This is a genomic window from Rhodanobacter sp. sgz306013 (genome assembly GCF_057031145.1).
In genome coordinates, this window is record NZ_JBXCIJ010000003.1 from 599982 (window position 1) to 617141 (window position 17160).

At 70.2% G+C, this 17160-nt stretch carries 14 protein-coding genes; 8 read left to right on the forward strand and 6 right to left on the reverse strand.

Annotation, left to right across the window (positions count from 1 at the left end):
• Positions 1–87: 87 nt before the first annotated feature.
• Positions 88–438 (forward strand): DsrE/DsrF/TusD sulfur relay family protein, encoded by a 351-nt coding sequence (locus tag AC2EWF_RS12390; RefSeq protein ID WP_483639668.1) that lies wholly within the window; start codon positions 88–90, stop codon positions 436–438.
• Positions 439–613: 175 nt separating this feature from the next.
• On the opposite strand, the gene polX is transcribed toward AC2EWF_RS12390, so the two are convergent.
• Together polX and AC2EWF_RS12400 are read right to left on the reverse strand one after the other, a co-directional pair.
• Entirely contained in the window at positions 614–2341 is a 1728-nt protein-coding gene (gene polX / locus AC2EWF_RS12395; RefSeq protein WP_483639669.1) for a DNA polymerase/3'-5' exonuclease PolX, read from the reverse strand.
• Positions 2342–2349: 8 nt separating this feature from the next.
• Positions 2350–2781: a host attachment protein gene (locus AC2EWF_RS12400; RefSeq protein ID WP_483639670.1), complete on the reverse strand. Its 432-nt coding sequence runs from the start codon at positions 2779–2781 to the stop codon at positions 2350–2352.
• Between the two features lie 229 nt (positions 2782–3010).
• Here AC2EWF_RS12400 and AC2EWF_RS12405 point away from each other — a divergent pair, with 229 nt between their 5' ends.
• The 4 genes from AC2EWF_RS12405 (at position 3011) to AC2EWF_RS12420 (ending at position 6908) form a co-directional block, all read left to right on the forward strand.
• Positions 3011–3604 carry an OmpA family protein gene (locus AC2EWF_RS12405; protein WP_483639671.1) on the forward strand — a complete coding sequence of 198 codons (594 nt, stop codon included), beginning with the start codon at positions 3011–3013 and terminating at the stop codon, positions 3602–3604.
• A gap of 6 nt (positions 3605–3610) precedes the next feature.
• Positions 3611–4939: an alpha/beta family hydrolase gene (locus AC2EWF_RS12410; RefSeq protein WP_483639672.1), complete on the forward strand. Its 1329-nt coding sequence runs from the start codon at positions 3611–3613 to the stop codon at positions 4937–4939.
• Positions 4940–5092: 153 nt separating this feature from the next.
• Entirely contained in the window at positions 5093–5545 is a 453-nt protein-coding gene (locus tag AC2EWF_RS12415; RefSeq protein WP_483639673.1) for an Hsp20/alpha crystallin family protein, read from the forward strand.
• Between the two features lie 58 nt (positions 5546–5603).
• Positions 5604–6908 carry an erythromycin esterase family protein gene (locus AC2EWF_RS12420; RefSeq protein WP_483639674.1) on the forward strand — a complete coding sequence of 435 codons (1305 nt, stop codon included), beginning with the start codon at positions 5604–5606 and terminating at the stop codon, positions 6906–6908.
• A gap of 349 nt (positions 6909–7257) precedes the next feature.
• Here the strand turns inward: AC2EWF_RS12420 and AC2EWF_RS12425 are convergent, their stop codons facing one another.
• Both AC2EWF_RS12425 and AC2EWF_RS12430 read right to left on the reverse strand, forming a co-directional pair.
• Positions 7258–7707, reverse strand: a complete 450-nt coding sequence (locus AC2EWF_RS12425) for a DUF3775 domain-containing protein (protein WP_483639675.1) — start codon at positions 7705–7707, stop codon at positions 7258–7260.
• Entirely contained in the window at positions 7704–8366 is a 663-nt protein-coding gene (locus AC2EWF_RS12430; RefSeq protein ID WP_483639676.1) for a nitroreductase family protein, read from the reverse strand. Before AC2EWF_RS12430 ends, AC2EWF_RS12425 begins: the two co-directional genes overlap by 4 nt.
• Positions 8367–8728: 362 nt before the next feature.
• Between AC2EWF_RS12430 and ppsA the strand changes: the two genes are divergently transcribed.
• Positions 8729–11143, forward strand: coding sequence for a phosphoenolpyruvate synthase (ppsA, locus tag AC2EWF_RS12435; RefSeq protein ID WP_483639677.1), 2415 nt, complete (start codon positions 8729–8731; stop codon positions 11141–11143).
• A 254-nt stretch (positions 11144–11397) separates the two neighbouring features.
• Positions 11398–11679 carry a DUF2934 domain-containing protein gene (locus AC2EWF_RS12440; protein WP_483639678.1) on the forward strand — a complete coding sequence of 94 codons (282 nt, stop codon included), beginning with the start codon at positions 11398–11400 and terminating at the stop codon, positions 11677–11679.
• Between the two features lie 392 nt (positions 11680–12071).
• Here the strand turns inward: AC2EWF_RS12440 and AC2EWF_RS12445 are convergent, their stop codons facing one another.
• Together AC2EWF_RS12445 and AC2EWF_RS12450 are read right to left on the reverse strand one after the other, a co-directional pair.
• Positions 12072–12359: a hypothetical protein gene (locus tag AC2EWF_RS12445; protein ID WP_483639679.1), complete on the reverse strand. Its 288-nt coding sequence runs from the start codon at positions 12357–12359 to the stop codon at positions 12072–12074.
• 80 nt (positions 12360–12439) lie between these two features.
• Positions 12440–15232, reverse strand: coding sequence for an AMP-binding protein (locus AC2EWF_RS12450; RefSeq protein ID WP_483639680.1), 2793 nt, complete (start codon positions 15230–15232; stop codon positions 12440–12442).
• Between the two features lie 276 nt (positions 15233–15508).
• Between AC2EWF_RS12450 and groL the strand changes: the two genes are divergently transcribed.
• Entirely contained in the window at positions 15509–17128 is a 1620-nt protein-coding gene (gene groL, locus AC2EWF_RS12455; protein WP_483639681.1) for a chaperonin GroEL, read from the forward strand.
• Positions 17129–17160 lie beyond the last annotated feature (32 nt).

Below are 17160 nucleotides of genomic sequence, written 5' to 3' on the forward strand. Positions count from 1 at the left end.
TTCCGTACCCTGGAGGCGGAACGGCGAGACGCAGGCATTGCGGCCGCCCATGCACGAAAACGGCGGACAGACGCGGGAGGCTGCGCCATGGCAACCACGCTCTTCATTCTCAACGACGCGCCGTACGGCAACGAGCGCGCCTACAACGCGCTGCGCCTGGCCGGTGCGATGGCCGGCCACGCCGTCCAGCAGGTGTCGGTGTTCCTGCTGGCCGATGCGGTGGCCTGCGCCAGGGCCGGGCAGAAGGTGCCAGCCGGCTGCTATAACGTCGAACACCTGCTCGACAAGGTGCTGCGCCATGGCAGCGTCGCCCTCTGCGGCACCTGCATGGACGCGCGCGGCATGCAGGATGCGGACATGATCAAGGGCGCGACACGCTCGAACCTGTCCACGCTCGCGGACTGGGTCCTGCAGGCAGACAAGGTGCTGGTGTTCTGACGACTGCGGACGCGTCGGCGCTTGCAAGCGGTGACCGGGAAGCGAGTCCACCGCGTCGCGCCCCGCCCCTCCGCGCATCGACCGACCTGCAGGGCGCCGTGCACGGCCTCCTGCAGGGGCATCAACGACGGGCTCAAATGTGTGCTGCCAGGGCGTCGCCGTGCCCGACGCCGCCTCAACCCATCGTCTTCGCCAGCGCCTCCCGCAGTTCCCGCAACGGTAGCGTGTTGACCACGTCCTTCGCCTCCAGCCAGCCGCGCCGCGCCTGGCCGATGCCGAAGCGCAGGTTGCCGAAGCCGTGGACGTCGTGCGCGTCGCTGGAGATCGCCAGGCGCACGCCGGCTTCCATTGCCGCGCGGCAGCCGGTGTCGTCCAGGTCCAGCCTTTCGGGCTGGGCGTTGATCTCCAGGAAGCAGCCGCGTTCGCGGGCGTGGCGCGTCAACCGGTCGAGGTCCACGTCGCAGGCGTCGCGTTCGCCGATCAGGCGGCTGGTGGGGTGGGCGAGCACGCTGAAGCAGGGGTGGTCCATGGCGCGCAGGATGCGCTCGGTCTGGCGCGTGCGCGACAGCCTGAACTGGCTGTGCACGGCGCCGACGACGAGGTCGAGCCGGCGCAGCACGGACAGCGGCAGGTCGAGCCCGCCGTCCTCCAGGATGTCCACCTCGATGCCTTTCAGCACGGCGATGCCAGGGTGCCCCGCGTTGAAGCGGTCGATCGCGTCGATCTGCCGGGCCAGCGCATCGGCGTCCAGCCCGTGGGCGACCGCCAGGTGCCTGGAATGATCGGTGATGGCGATGTAGGCCAGCCTGGCGCGGCGGGCGGCCGCGGCCATCTCGGCGAGGCTGGCGTGGCCGTCGGAGGCGTCGGTGTGCACGTGCAGGTCGCCGCGCAGGTCGCGCAGCTCGATCAGCGCCGGCAACCGGTGCTCAGCGGCGGCCTCCAGTTCGCCGCGGTTTTCGCGCAGCTCGGGCGGCACGCAGGGCAGGTCCAGTGTGGCGTACACCGAGGCCTCGGTCTCACCGGCGATGCGCCGGTTGCCGCGATAGACGCCGTACTCGTTGATCTTCAGGCCGCGCTTCTGCGCGATGCGCCGCAAGGCCAGGTTGTGCGCCTTGGATCCGGTGAAGTAGACCATGGCCGCGCCGAACGACTCCGGTTTCACCACGCGCAGATCAACCTGCATGCCGGTGTCGAGTACGACGCTCGCGCGCGTCGGACCCTGGGCGAGCACGCGCGACACTTCGGGGTAATCCAGGAAGCGGCGGTTCACTCCCACGGCACGGCGGCTGGCGACCAGCACGTCCAGGTCGCCGACGGTATCGCGTTGCCGGCGGTAGCTGCCTGCCAGGCACAGGTCGGCGACGTCTTGCGATGCGCGGAGATGGCGCGAGAGGGCATCGGCCTGCTGCGCGGCCTCGTCGACGCGCCAGCGCCGGTCGCTGGCCAGCCAGGCCTCGGCGGCCTGCATCAGGTCCGACTCGCTGCGCGCGCCGAAGCCGCGCAGCGTGCGTATGCGGCCGGCGCGCGCTGCTTGGGCCAGGCGCCGTGCCGTGGTGATGCCGGCCTCACGGAACAGGCGCTCGGCGCGCCGCGGGCCCACGCCGGGAATGCGCAGCAACTCGCGCAGCCCCCGGGGATGGGTGCGACGCAGGCTGCGCAGCTGCCCGCAGGAGCCGGTGCGCAGGATCTCGCCGATTTTTTCCGCGAGGTCCTTGCCGATGCCGGGCAGGTCGGTGAACGCCTCGGTGTCCTGTCCGGCGTCGGCCAGCGGCTTCGGCCAAACCGCCACGGTGCGTGCGGCATTGCGGTAGGCGCGGATGCGGAACGGATTGGCCTGGTCCAGTTCCAGCCAGTCGGCGATTTCGTCGAAGACCGCGCCGATGGTGGCGTTCGTCGCGGCCATGCCTTTCGTCAGTCGGGCAGGTGGTTGCGCAGCTCCGCGGGGGAGAGCGCCAACAGCTCATTGCACACTTCGCCGACGACGCAGGCCGCGGTCTGTTCGTCCAGGCTGTCGTGCAGGACACCCAGGAAACGCGGCGGGGCCACCAGGATCAGCTTGTCGTAGCGGCCCTCCAGCCGCCCTTTCCGCACGACGGTGCCGAGGGTGTCCGCGAACCGCTGCGCGTGCTTGTCGCGCAACGATGTCTTCGGCTCGATCGCGTGCCGGCTCGGGTTGTTGCTTTCCTGCACGCGGGGCAACCTGCCGTGCTCGGGGTGGCGGCCCGGCGAGCGGCCGTCGGGGTAGGTGTAGCAGGCCAGTTCGACAGGGTTGGCTCCCTTCCGGGGCAACTCGAACAGGCGTGCCTTGGCGGCATCGGCGACCAGTATCCAGGTGTTCGTCATGGCGGGCTCCGGACTCGACCCGAGGAGGGAACGGTGGCCCGCAGGATAGGCACCAGGTGGCGGGGCGCTTGTTGACGATGGTCAACGGAGGTTCCGCTTTCCCTGCGCGGAGGGACGATTCGCGTGACATGGATCAACGTCGCCGGGTCCTGGCCGCCTAGATTGAAGGCCCCGCGCGGCAGGCGATTGCCAGGCAACCGCCGCCGCGGGCCATGAAGGAGGATCTGCCATGCGTTCCTATCGCCGTTTCGCCGTTGTCTCACTGGGTGTCCTAGCGGTCGCCATGGGCGGCTGCCAGGGCTACGTCAAGAAGGCCGACTTCGATGCAACCGTCAACGAGCTGCGCGCCAGCGACCAGCGGCAGCAGCAGGAGATCGACAGCCTGACCCAGCAGATGCAGCAGCACTTCGCCGCCTACGACGCCAAGATCGCCCAGATGCAGGGCCGCATCCGCGTCGATGCCATCTCCCATTTCGCCTTCGACAAGGCCACCTTGCGCGACGAGGACAAGCCCCTGCTGGACGATTTTGCGAAGGTCGTCAACGGCAATTATCCGCAGGCGATGGTGACGGTGGAGGGCTTCGCCGATGCGGCGGGCAGCACGCCGTACAACATCCGTCTGGGCCGCGAACGGGCGAATGCGGTGCGCGATTATCTGGTCAAGACGGACGGCATGCCCGCCGACCACGTGCGCGCGGTCAGCTACGGCAAATCGGAAAACCGCCAGGTGCTGAAGGGCAAGTGGGGCGACGGCGGCGAGCCGAACCGTCGCGTCACGCTGGTGGTGGATTTTGCCGGGACGCAGGCGCCGGGCAACGGGTGACCGCCGATGACGCTCAGGCAGATCGACCGCTTCCGCGACCGCGCCGATGCGGGCGGGCAGCTCGCCGCGGCCTTGTCGTCCCTGCATGGCCAGCACCCCCTGGTGCTGGCCATCCCGCGCGGCGGCGTGCCGATCGGGCGGATCGTGGCGGACCGGCTGGACGGTGAGCTCGACGTGGTGCTGGTGCGCAAGATCGGCGCCCCCGGGCACGCGGAGTTCGCCATCGGCGCCATCGACGAGAGCGGCGCGACGCAGGTTTCGCCGGATGCCGCGCTGGTTGGCGCGGACGAGCGCTACATCAAGCGGGAGGCCGCCAGGCAACTGGCGACGATAAGCGTGCGGCGCGAGCTGTACAGCCCGCACCACACGGCGATCGATCCCGCCGGGCGCGTGGTGGTGGTCGTCGACGACGGCCTCGCCACCGGCGCGACCATGCGGGCGGCGCTGCTGGCGGTGCGTGCGCGCCGCCCGGCGCGGCTGGTGTGTGCGGTGCCGGTGGCTTCGCCGCACAGCCTGGCCGAGATCGCCGATCTCGCGGACGACCTGGTGTACCTGTCCGCGCCGGACGATTTCCGCGCCGTGGGCCAGTTCTACCTGGAGTTCCCCGACGTGGAGGATGCCCAGGTGATCCGCCTGCTGCGGCGTTCGCCCGAGCCTGCGGCCGTCGGCAGCGAAGCCGTGCGGATCGATGCCGAGGGCGTGATGCTGGACGGCGAGTTGGACATGCCGGCGCAGGCCGCCGGCCTGGTGATCTTCGCGCACGGCAGCGGCAGCAGCCGCGCGAGCCCGCGCAATCGCCGCGTGGCCCAGGCACTGCATGCACGGGGGCTGGCCACGCTGCTGTTCGACCTGCTCGGCGAGGAAGAGGCGCGCGAGGTGGCGGCCCGCTTCGACATCCCGCGGCTGACGGCGCGACTCGACGCCGCCTTGCGTTGGGCGGCCGGGCACGCCGGTACCGCAGCCCTGCCGGTGGGCCTGTTCGGGGCGAGCACCGGCGCCGCGGCGGCGCTGGCGCTGGCCGCGCGTCGCCCCGCGACGGTCAAGGCGGTGGTTTCGCGCGGCGGCCGGCCCGACCTGGCCGGCGACGGCTTGCTCGCCCGCGTGCAGGCTCCCACGCTGTTGATCGTGGGGGGCGCCGACACCGAGGTGATCGCGCTCAACCGCATGGCGCTGGCGGCATTGACCTGCCCCGCGAAGATGGTGCTGGTGCCCCATGCAAGTCACCTGTTCGAGGAGCCCGGCGCACTGGAAACGGTGACGGAGCTGGCCGCCGACTGGTTCGCGCGCTGGCTGCGGGGCGACGAGGCGCAGCGCGACGGCGCGGCTTCCCGCTGAGGGCCTGCGGCTCGCCGCGAGTCCCGCAACGGCGAGGATCGTGCGCAAGCTTGATCTGGATCACCAGCGCCCGACGCGCGGCGCTTAGGCTGGGCAATGACCCGCGCACGACGCGCGAGTCTTCCCCCGACTTTCTCCATGAGGATCCATGCCATGGCCAATCTTGTCCACTGGAATCCCTTCAAGCCGCTGACCCGGCTCGAATCCCGCTCGCCCGTGTTCGAGGACTTCTTCCGCGATTTCGGACTCCGCCCGCGCTGGCAGGAACTGGAAGCGCCGGACATGCGCATCGACGTGGTGGAAAACGACCAGGCCTATGCGGTCAAGGCGGAAATTCCCGGCGTCCAGAAGAACGACATCGACGTGTCCATCGATGGCAACCAGGTGTCCATCACCGCCGAAGTCAGGCGCGAGAGCAAGAACAAGAACAAGGATGAGGAGCGCGATATCTACACGGAGCGGTATTACGGGCAGGTCTATCGCTCGTTCAGCCTGCCCAACGAAGTGGACAGCGGCAAGGCCGAAGCGCACTACGAGAACGGCGTGCTCACGCTGAAGCTCCCGAAGAAGGCGAACGGCAGCGCCCGCAAGCTGGCAGTCAGCTGATCGCGCTCCGGTCCGCTCGCCGGCCAGGGAAGGGGCCGGCGAGCGGGAGGGGATGGCCATGCCCGGTCTCCATCACGGCACCCTCGAGGTCCTGCGCGGCGAGGCCTTGCGGCTGGGCGACAGCCCGCGCGACTACGATGCGCTGCTGGACAGCGTGGGCGACCGCAGCCTGGTGCTGCTCGGCGAAGCCACCCACGGCACGCTGGAGTTCTATCGCATGCGCGCCGACATCACGCGGCGGCTGATCGAAGAGAAGGACTTCGAGGCGGTCGCGGTGGAGGCGGACTGGCCGGATGCCTACCGGGTCAACCTGTTCGTGCGCGGGGAAGGTCGCGATGCCGGCGCGGAATCCGCCTTGGGCGATTTCCTGCGCTTCCCGCGCTGGATGTGGCGCAACGAGGAAGTGCTGCGCTTCGCCGCATCCCTGCATGCGTTCAACCTTGCGCGGCCGCCGGAGCGGCGCGTGGGTTTCTACGGCATGGACATGTACAGCCTGTATCGCTCGGCGGAGGCGGTGGTGGACTACCTGTCGACCGTCGACGAAGAGCAGGCGGCCGTCGCCCGGCAGCAATACGCGGCGCTCGATCACGTGCGCGATCCGCAGCGCTACGGCTACGAGGCCGTGCACGGGCTGCGCCCCGATTGCCGGCGGGCCGTCCGCGAACGCCTGCTGGACTTGTGGCAGCGCAGGCCGGAGTACATGGAACTGGATGGCCGGCAGGCGATGGACGCATTCTTCTTCGCCGAGCGCAACGCGCAGGTGGTAGCCAGCGCGGAAACCTATTACCGCGCCATGTTCGGCTCGCGCGCCGAGAGCTGGAACGTGCGCGACCAGCACATGGTGAACACGCTGCTGGCCTTGCAGCGCCATCTGCGTGCACAGGGCGGGGCGGGGCGGATCGTGGTCTGGGCGCACAACTCGCATCTCGGCGATGCGCGGGCCACCGAGATGTCGCATGCGGGCGAATGGAACGTGGGCCAGCTCGTGCGGCAGCGTGCCGGAGGGCAGGCGGCCCTGCTGGTGGGTTTCACCACCTATACCGGAACCGTCACCGCAGCGCGCGAATGGGATGGCGAGGCCGAATGCCGCGACGTCCGGCCCGCCCGGGCGGACAGCTACGAGTCGCTGTTCCGCGACACCCGGCTCGAACGGTTCTACCTGCCGCTGCAGGGCGAGGCTGCGCACGTCCTGCGCACACCCCTGCGCGAGCGCGCCATCGGCGTGCTGTATCGGCCCGACACCGAGCTGCAGAGCCACTATTTCATGGCCTCGCTGCCGGCCCAGTTCGATGCGGTGTTCCACCTGGACGAGACCCATGCGGTGGAGCCGATGGATGTCGCGGTGGAGGCCTATCCGGCGTGAACTGGCTCCACTCCTCTCGCCCGCTTGCGGGGGAGCAGCGTTTGCCTTGCCTTTCTCCCTCTCCCCTTTGGGAAGAGGGTGGGGTGAGGGGCGGGTGCTCGCAATCACCTCGATTTTCCTTCTCCCGTCTGCGGGGGAGGGGGGCTCTTGCTCGTGCATCTTCGCCAGCGACAAAGCGGTTTCGTCCACCTGCCGGCGTCCGACACCGCTTTGTTCCTTGCGGGCAGGCGACAGAAACCACCTTGTCCCTCGCCACTGGCGCCCGAGACAGCCCCGCCGCTTGCGGCAGCCCTCCATTACCGCGTTCCGCCCCGCAAAGAAGCCCCACCGGGAGGCCAGCCCGCAGCCGCTAGGGCGCCTCTACGCGGCGCCCGTCGCAGCCGTATCCCAGTGTCGACAGGCCTTCCTCCAGGAAGTCGCCGGCCAGCGGCGAACCCAGGATGTAGTCCAGCGTGCGTGCGTTGTAGGCCTGCGTCGCCTCCTCGCGGATCGACGGCCATTCGGCCGGGGACGCGCTGTTGCGGCCGAGCCACATCAGGGCGACCAGGTCGATCTTCTGGTCCTCGGGCAGGTCGCCGATGAACGACGCCAGTTCCTGCCGCACGGGATCGAACGAGTACTCGATCTCGTGCTCGGTGACTTCGTCCACGTCCTCCCGTTCCAGCGGATTGGCAGGGTCCTCGCGTTCGACGAGGAGATCCATGTTCTCGAACTCGCGCAGCTTGCGGACGATGTAGCAGGCGATATCCAGCGGAACGGCCAGCGCCGGTTCGGGGGCGTCAGGCAGCGGCGTGTTCATGGCGCGCTCTCCGCCTCCGGGTAGCCCACCGTCTGGGCGAAGGTGACGAACTGCCCGCCTTCCAGGCCCAGCAGCCGTTCCACCCCGGTATGGTCGACCGCGCCGCGGAACACCGTACCCAGCCCTTCCGAGGCACAGAACAGGTAGACGTTCTGGCCGATGAAGGCCGCGTCCACCGACGCGTAGAGCCGACGCTCTTCCGGCGCGACATCGTGCATGCGTTCGCCATGGGCCACGTAGACGAGGTCCAGCGGTGCGGTGCCCACGAAGTCCTGCAAGCCGGTCAGCGCACGGAGATCCGCAGACAAGAACGGCAGCAGTTCATGCCGCCCCGGCGCATACAGCCACACGCCATCGGCCATCGCGAGGTAGATGTCCATGACCATGACATGGCGCCAGTACGGCGCCGTGCGATCGGCGGTCTGCGCGCGATTCACGCCGAAGGCCGCCCACAGCAGGTCGGACACCAGGCCCTCCGGCAGCGGGCGCGTGCTGTATGCACGCGTCGAACGGCGCCGCGCCAGCGCGTCGAGCAGTGGCAGGCCACCTTGCCTGCGCGGCGGCGGCAGGGCGCGTGCCTTCGCCTGCAGCCGCGCGAGGTTCGAGGCGGCGTCCAGGGTCTGCTCGTTGAGTTCGTGATCGCCAGTCCTGCGGATCATGGCCATGCCCTCCGTTGGGTGCGTTCGTCGCGTCCGACGACACGCGTGGTTTATCACCCCGCGATGACCGGCGATTGATCTGGCTCAAGCGAGTGTTTCCCCGGCGGCGCGGGCGGATCGCCGAACGCGTTGATCCTGATCAACGCAGTGCGTGCCACGAAGGCTACGGTAGGCCGGCGACGCACCCCGCCATCCGGCGACGGAGCCGCGCGTGGCGGCGCCGCCGGTCAGGCCAGGTGCCTGCCAGCGGGCGCCGCCGCACCGGCGTACAGGGCGTCGCGCAGCGCCCGACGCGGTCCCGGCGGATCGGTTCCGAGGAGGCGCGGGAATCGCATGGCCCGATCGACGCCCAGGAGAGAGAGATGGCGACCGACGCCCCGCTGGTGATCTGGCTCGACAAGCTGGGGCAGCATGACCTGCCGCGCGTCGGCGGCAAGAATGCCTCGCTCGGCGAGATGCTGGGCCAGCTTGCCGCCCGCGGCGTCAAGGTACCGGCCGGGTTCGCTACGACGGCGGACGCCTACTGGCGTTTCGTCGACGCCAACGGGCTGCGGGAAACGATCGCATCGGCGCTCGCCGCATTGCTCGACGGCAAGGCGACGCTCGCCACGACCGGCCAGCGCATTCGTGACGCCTTCCTGCGCGGCACGTGGCCGCAGCCCCTCGCCGAATCGATCACGGCGAACTACCGCGAGCTGTGCAGGCGCACCGGCTCGGAGGAGGCCGACGTCGCGGTGCGCTCCAGCGCGACCGCCGAGGATCTGCCCGACGCCAGTTTCGCCGGACAACAGGAGACGTATCTCAACATCCGCGGCGAGCGTGCGCTGCTCGACGCCTGCCGCCGCTGCTACGCCTCGCTGTTCACCGACCGCGCCATCAGCTATCGCCGGACCAAGGGTTTCGACCACCTGAAAGTGGCGCTGTCGATCGGCGTGCAGCGCATGGTTCGTTCCGACCTCGGCGGCGCCGGCGTGATGTTCTCGATCGACACCGAGACCGGCTTCGACCGGGTGGTGCTGATCAACGCGGCCTGGGGGCTGGGCGAGAACGTCGTGCAGGGGGCGGTGGATCCGGACGAATACGAGGTGTTCAAGCCGCTGCTGGCCGACCCGTCGCTGGTGCCGGTCATCGAGCGCAGGTGCGGCGGCAAGGCGCTCAAGATGATCTACACGGACGACGGCGACCCGCCGACCCGCAACGTGCCGACCTCCGAGGCGGAGCGCGCCGCCTTCGTGCTCGACGAGCAGGAGATCCTGCAACTGGCGCGCTGGGCCTGCCTCATCGAGGCGCACTACGGCCGCCCGATGGACATGGAATGGGCCAAGGACGGCCACGGCGGCGAACTGTTCATCGTCCAGGCGCGGCCGGAGACGGTGCAGTCGCGGCGCGCGGCCGGCGCGCTGAAGACCTACCGCATCAGGCACACCGGACGCCGGCTGGTCTCCGGCTTCAGCGTCGGAGAGGCCGTGGTCGGCGGAACGGTCTGCGTGCTGGAAAGCGCGCGCGACATCGACCGCTTCGTCGACGGCGCGGTGCTGGTCACCGGCACTACCGATCCGGACTGGGTGCCGATCATGAAGCGCGCCGCGGCGATCGTGACCGACCACGGCGGCCGCACCTCGCACGCGGCCATCGTCAGCCGCGAGCTGGGCCTGCCGGCGGTGGTCGGCACCGGCGAGGCCACCCGGGTGCTGCGCGACGGCCAAATGGTGACAGTGTCCTGCGCGGAAGGCGACGAGGGTTTCGTCTACGAAGGGCTGGCCGACTTCCAGGCCGAGGACATCGATCTCGGCGGCATTCCCGCGACGCGGACCAAGGTGATGCTCAACCTGGCCAATCCCGCGGCGGCCTTCCGCTGGTGGCGGCTGCCCACCGACGGGGTCGGGCTGGCGCGCATGGAGTTCGTCATCAACAACCAGATCAAGATCCATCCGATGGCGCTGGTCCGCCATGCGACGTTGCAGGACGAGGCGGCCAGGCGCCGGATCGCGGAGCTGACCGCGGGCTACGCCGACAAGACCGCGTATTTCGTCGAGCGGCTCGCGCGCGCGCTGGCCCGGATCGCCGCGGCGCACTACCCGGCGCCGGTGATCGTGCGCATGAGCGACTTCAAGACCAACGAATACGCCAACCTGATCGGCGGCGCGGAATTCGAGCCGAAGGAGGAGAACCCGATGCTCGGCTTCCGCGGCGCATCGCGGTACTACTCGCTGCAATACCGGGAAGGCTTCGCCCTGGAGTGCCGCGCCATCCGGCTGCTGCGCGGGCAACTGGGGTTCGACAACGTGATCGTGATGATCCCGTTCTGCCGCTCCCCGGGCGAGGCGGACCGCGTACTCGAGGTGATGGCGGCGAACGGGCTGGTGCGCGGCCAGGATGGCCTGCAGGTGTACGTGATGTGCGAGATCCCCTCGAACGTGGTGCTGGCCAGCGCGTTCGCCCGGCGCTTCGACGGCTTCTCGATCGGCAGCAACGACCTGACCCAGCTCACCCTCGGCGTCGACCGGGACTCCGAAGCGCTGGCCGGGCTGTTCGACGAGCAGGACGACGCGGTCAAGTGGATGATCCGCCATGTCATCGACGAGGCGCATGCCGCTGGCGCCAAGGTCGGACTGTGCGGCCAGGCCCCCAGCGATCATCCGCAGTTCGCGGAATTCCTGGTGGGCTGCGGTATCGACTCGATGTCGGTGAGCCCCGACAGTTTCGTGGCGGTCAAGCGCCACGTGGTCGCTGCCGAGCGGGGCGTCGCGACGGGCAAGGCTGCGGCGGGCAGGTGAAGCCGGGCATGCCCGCCACGGGGCAAAGCAGCGCGCGATCAGAGGGAGAACGCTGGCCGCCGCGCCGCCGATGCATCCGTGTCGCTTGCGACCCGGACGGCAATTGATTTTGATCAACATGAAATGGCGGGAATTGGATAGACCGGAGGCCGTGCCCCTGATCGGCAGGTGTCCGTGCAGCAATCCCCCGCATGCGCGGCCAGTCGCAGAGGCCTGTCCGATTTTCCATGACCTGCCCTCCGGAGGTTGTCACCATGTCCAAGCCACGCAACGCAGGCAAACTTCCCGCCAGGATCCCGCCCGAGGCCTCGCCGGCAGTCCCCAGGCAGAAAACCCCGACGGCCCGAAGCACCCGCGCCAGCAAGCACCGCAAGCAGCCGCACGTCGTGGACGGCGACGCCCGTCGCTCGATGATCGCCGAGGCCGCCTACTTCCGCGCCGAGCGCCGCAATTTCGCCGACGGCGGCGCGTTCGACGACTGGATCGAGGCGGAAAACCAGATCGACAGGCTGCTGGACCTCGACAGCGAGCGCTAGGAGCCGCAGGCCGGGAGGGTGGCGTCTCGCTGCGTAGCGGCAGGCGCGGCTGCGCGGCGGCGGCTGTCGCGCCGCCTGTGGCAGCACCTTGCATACCGTCCTGCTGGGTGGCGTAGCCTGCGCCACCTCCGCTGCCGCGAACCCGGCGATCAGCCTGTCGGTCGCCGCATGAGGTGCTGCCGGACGCCATCGCGCGGCAAACGGATCATCGGCGCGGGCATTGTCGCGCCCCTTACCGTGCAAGTGCGCGAAAGAAACGGCGCCATCGGGCGCGACCGGGAGGGTGCGTCGATGGACGCGGCACCGAAGGTGCGGAGGCAGGACGACACAGCTTCCGGAGCTGTGGCGTGCAGGCGGAAACTCCACGCTTGCCGCCGCCCGGCGATCCGTCCCTAGATGTTCTCGATGTCGGACCCGTCGAGGAACTCGGCGGAGGCGTCCATCAGGATGGCGGCGCTCGCCGCGAAGCTGCGGATGCGGTAGGCGTCGCCGTCGGCTACGGCCACTTCGATGTCGCTGACAGCATCGCCGGGGCCATCGGCATCGAGCCCGGCACCTGGCAGCGTTATCTCCTCCACCTGTGCTACACCATCCAGGGCGTGCAGCATGTTCATCAGCGTCTCGGCCCGTGCCTCGTCGCCAATGATGCGGATTCTCATGGTGTGCATGGCTGCGTCCATCGTCGTTCTGCGGGTGTGCGGTCATTCGATGCCCGGCGCAACGCCGGCATATTGATCGTCGTCAACTCGGAGCGGGTCGCTCAGGGCAGCTCCAGGCGCACGTCGGCGGCATCGGGCTCGCCGCAATGCGTGAGCATGCTTGCCCTTGCCGCAGCGGCAAGCCGCAGGGCTTCATGCCAGGAGTCGCCCGTGTCGCCGGGGTGGATCGCCGCGTCCACCGTCACGGCGACGGCACCCGGATGCGGGAGCCATTCGCCGTCAGGGAGCACGGCCCGGGTTCCCCGCAAGGTCACCGGCACCACCGGCATGCCGGTGGCGGCGGCCGCAGCGAAGGCGCCCAGCCGGAAATGCAGCAGGCCTGGCATGTGCCTCAACGTGCCTTCGGGAAAGAACAGCAGGTCACCGGCGACGGTCTGCGCAGCCTCCACCGCATGCGTGCCCGCGAGGACGTCGGACCGCGCCACGAACATGACGCCGAAACGCCGCAGGGCCCAGCCCAGCACGGGCAGCGCGGCCAGTTCCTGCTTGGCCACGAACGTGGCCGGCCTCGGCAGCGCGCACAACAGCACCAGCGCGTCGACGTAGCTGGCGTGATTGCAGACGAAGACGCAAGGGCGATCGGGCAGCGCTTCCGCCAGGCTGGCGTGGATGCCGATGCCCACGGCGGCGGCCACCATCCGCAGGATCTGCCGCAGGGCGCGCCATCGCGCGGCGCGCGACAGCGGCAAGGCCATGCAGGCGAGCATGGGGAGCGCGGCCAGGCCGAGCAGTGTCCATGCGTACGCGCCGTAGGCCCGCAGGGCGGCGTGGCGGCCCAGGCGCCGCAGGCGGTCGCGCTGCGCGCCGGCAAGGACGCGCCACAGCTGCCACCGTCCGGAGGTATCCAGCCGCCCGGTTTCGTAGGCGGAACGGCAGGCGGAACGGCGCAGCTTGCCGCTCGAGGTTTTCAGCACCGCTCCCGGCGCCGCGAGCACGATGTCGTCCGCCGGCGCTCCGGTGCATGCCAGCACCGCCGCGTTGACCGCCTGTCGCAGCGCGTCGCGCCCGGCCGCGTCGGCCACGCGTGTTTCGGCGACGACGATCAGCCGCTCGGTGCCGCCGCCGTGCGTGCCGAAGGCCGCCACGCGGCCGCGCCGCACGCCGGGCACGTCGCCGACCGCCTGCTCGATGCCCTGCGGATGCAGGTGCTGGCCGGCACGGATGATCACGTCTTTCACGCGGCCGCTGAGATACAGCTCGCCGTCCGCGAGAAAGCCCAGGTCGCCGGTGTCCCGCCAGTCGCCGTGCAGCAGTTGCCGGGTCGGCGACGGGTTGCGGAAATACCCCGCGGTGGCGGACGCCCCGCGGAACTGCACATGGCCTTGGCGGCCATCCGGCCGCTCGTGGTCGTTGTCGTCGACGACGCGCAGCTCGTTCCCGGGCAAGGGCGCCCCGCAGGACACGAACCGCAGCGACGGCTCGGCGGGGTCCTCGGTGGCGACGGCGTCGCCGTCGCGCAGGAAACGGTCGCGACGGACGCGAAGCACGCGCAGGCCCCGCCCGGGCGGCGGGAAGGTGAGGCCCAGGCTGTTCTCCGCCAGGCCATAGACGGGCAGCAGCGCGCCCGGCGACAGGCCGAAGCGGCCGAAGCGCGCGACGAAACGTTCCATGGTTTCCGGCACCACCGGTTCGGCGCCGCAGAAGCAGATGCGCAGGCGGCTGAGGTCCAGTCCGTCCAGCGCGCGGTCATCGACCCGGTGCAGGCACAGCTCGTAGGCGAAATTGGGCGCGGCCGACAGGCTGGCGCCGAACCGATGCAGCGCGCGCAGCCATCCGTCCGGATGCAGCAGGAACGACTGCGGCGGCATCAGCACCAGCGAGGCGCCGAAATACAGGCTGCCCAGCCATGCGCCGATCAACCCCATGTCATGGTAGAGCGGCAGCCAGCTCACGCAGACGTCCTTCGCCGACGCGCCGGCCACGCGGCCCATGGCGAGGATGTTGGCGAGCAGGTTGGCGTGGCTGAGCATCACGCCCTTGGGATCGGCCGTGCTGCCGGAGGTGTACTGCAGCATGGCCAGGTCGCCGCCCTGGCGCGGCACCGGTTCGGGCCGCGCCTGCGCCTGCCGCAGCAGCGGCACGGTCAGCAGCCGCTCCACGCTGCCGGCCAGCGCGCCGATCGCGTGGCGACGCTCGTACAGCCCGGGCGCGACCACCATCAGGCGCGCGCCGCAATTGCGCAGGATGCCGCCCTGGCGGCGCCAGTACTCGCCCAGTTCGCCGGGACGCAGCGGCGGATAGAGCGGCACCGGCACGCCGCCGGCCAGCATCACGCCGAAGAAGGCGATCAGCAGGTCGGGATGGGTCGGGAACATCAGCGCCACCGCGTCGCCCGCGCGCAGGCCGGCCCGCTGGAGTCCGCCCGCCGTCTCGCCCGCGGCTGCCTGCAACTGCGCATGGGTCAAGCTGGCGCCATCGACGTCGCCGCCGGCGAAACGCACGTGCACCCGCTCCGGATACCGCGCGGCGTGCCATGCCAGCACTTCCGGAAGCGTGCGGGCGCTGTCCGGCACGGGGATGTCCTGCTCCGCCGGCAGGATCGCGGCTTCCTCGGCGGCCGGCGCGGACTGTAGCGGTGCGCGCGCGATGGCCCGCAACAGGTCGGCGGCCGTCTGCGCCTCGACCGCCAATTGTTCGGGAATAGTGGTGTGCAAGCGCCGCTCCAGTCGCCCCAGCAACTCCATGCGCGACAGGCTGTCCAGGCCCAGGTCGCGGTCCAGCCGCGCGTCGATCCGCACGGCGGGCACCGGTTCGCCGCTGGCGTGCAGCTCGCGCAGCAGGCCGGCGATCTCGTCGAGTACGGCGTCGCGCGAAGACGGCGGTGCATCGTTCATCGTGGCCTGACCTTGGCGGGGCACGGCAGGGCAGCTGCAGGCCGGAACGGATAGATCACCACGCGGTCCCGCGTATTGATCTGGCTCAACCGCGCCGGCCGTGCACGGAGGCGTCCGCCGCATCGCCCGCGAGGGCGCCCATCTGCGGTCGGGTTGACCTGCCTCAATGGATGTCCTGCGGATGCCGGTAGCTTCGGGGCGGTCGCGACGTTCGTGGCGTGGGGCCACGGGCGTTCCCGTCCCGGCGTCTCGACGCGGATGAAGGCGAGGGTGGCCATGGCGCACAAACGCATCCTGTTCCGGTCCGAGGCGCGCGAGCGCATCCTCAGCGGCGCGACGGCCCTTGCCGACGCCGTGCGGATCACCCTCGGGCCGAAGTCGAAATCCGTGCTGATCCAGCGCGCGTGGGGCACGCCGATCGTGTGCAACGACGGCGTCACCATCGCCAAGGAGTTCGACCTGCCCGAGGCGGAACGGAACCTCGGCGCGCAGATGCTGCGGCAGGCGGCGGAAAAGACCGGCGAAGCCGTCGGCGACGGCACCAGCACCTCCACGCTGCTGGCGCAGGCGATGTTCGCCGACGGCGTCCGCAACGTGGTCGCCGGCGCCAGCGCGGTCGACATCCGGCGCGGCTTCGAGCGCGGCCTGCAGGCGGCGGTGAAATGCCTGCGCGAAATGTCGGTGCCGGTGCCCGGCGCACGCGAGCAGGCGCAGGTCGCCGCCATCGCCGCGCACAACGATGCGACCATCGGCGAGATGGTGGCCCAGGCCATGGCCAAGGTCGGCGGCGAGGGTGTCATCACGGTCGAGGAATCCCGGACCACCGACACCGTGCTGGAGGTTGTCGAGGGCATGCGCTTCGACCGCGGCTACATTTCGCCGTACTTCGTCACGCGCCCGGAGAAGATGGAAGCGGTGCTCGAGGATGCCTACGTGCTGGTGTGCGAGCAGCGCATCGGCGCGATGCAAGACCTGGTTCCGCTGCTGGAGCAGGTGGCCAAGAGCGGGCGTTCCATCCTGTTCGTCGCCGAAGACGTGGAGGGCGAGGGCCTGGCGACCCTGGTGGTCAACCAGATCCGCGGTGTGCTCAGGAGCGTCGCAGTCAAGGCGCCGGGCTTCGGCGACCAGCGCCACGAACTGCTGCAGGACATCGCCGTGCTCACCGGCGCCCAGGTGGTATCCGGCCAGACCGGCATCCGCCTGGAGGCCGTGCGGCCGGAACAGCTGGGGCGTGCCTCGCGCGTCGTCGTCGACAAGGACAGCACCACCCTCATCGGTGGCATGGGCGATCGCGTCCTGATCGAAGGGCGGCGGCAGCAGATACGCCACCAACTGGAAAACCCGGCCAGCGACTACGAGCGGGAGAAACTGCAGGAGCGCCTGGCCAGGCTGGCCGGCGGCGTGGCGGTGATCCGCGTCGGCGCGCCGACCGAGGCCGAGATGAAGGCCCGGCGCGAGGCGCTGGACGATGCCATCCACGCCACCAAGGCCGCGGTGGCCGAAGGCATCGTTCCGGGCGGCGGCCTGGCGTTGATCCGCTGTTCGGCCGCGGTGGCGGCGCAGGAGGCGCTGTGCGAGGGAGACGAGCGCACCGGCGTGCAGATCCTCGGCCGCGCGCTGCAGGCGCCCGCACGGCAGATCGCGGAAAACTCGGCCGTCGACGGCGGCGTGGTGGTGGAGCGGATGCTGGCCGGCCAGGGCAGCCTGGGATTCGACGCGGCAAAAAAGTGCTACGTGGACCTGATGGACGCCGGCATCGTGGACGCCACCAAGGTGGTGCGGATCGCGCTGGAAAACGCCGTGTCGGTGTCCAGCGTGCTCCTGCTCACCGAAGCCGTGATGACCGAGCTTCCCGAGCCCAAGCCGGAAAGCCGGGCCGCCGAGGCCGAACCCTGACACGGGCGATGCGTCGGCGACGCGTTGCCCGG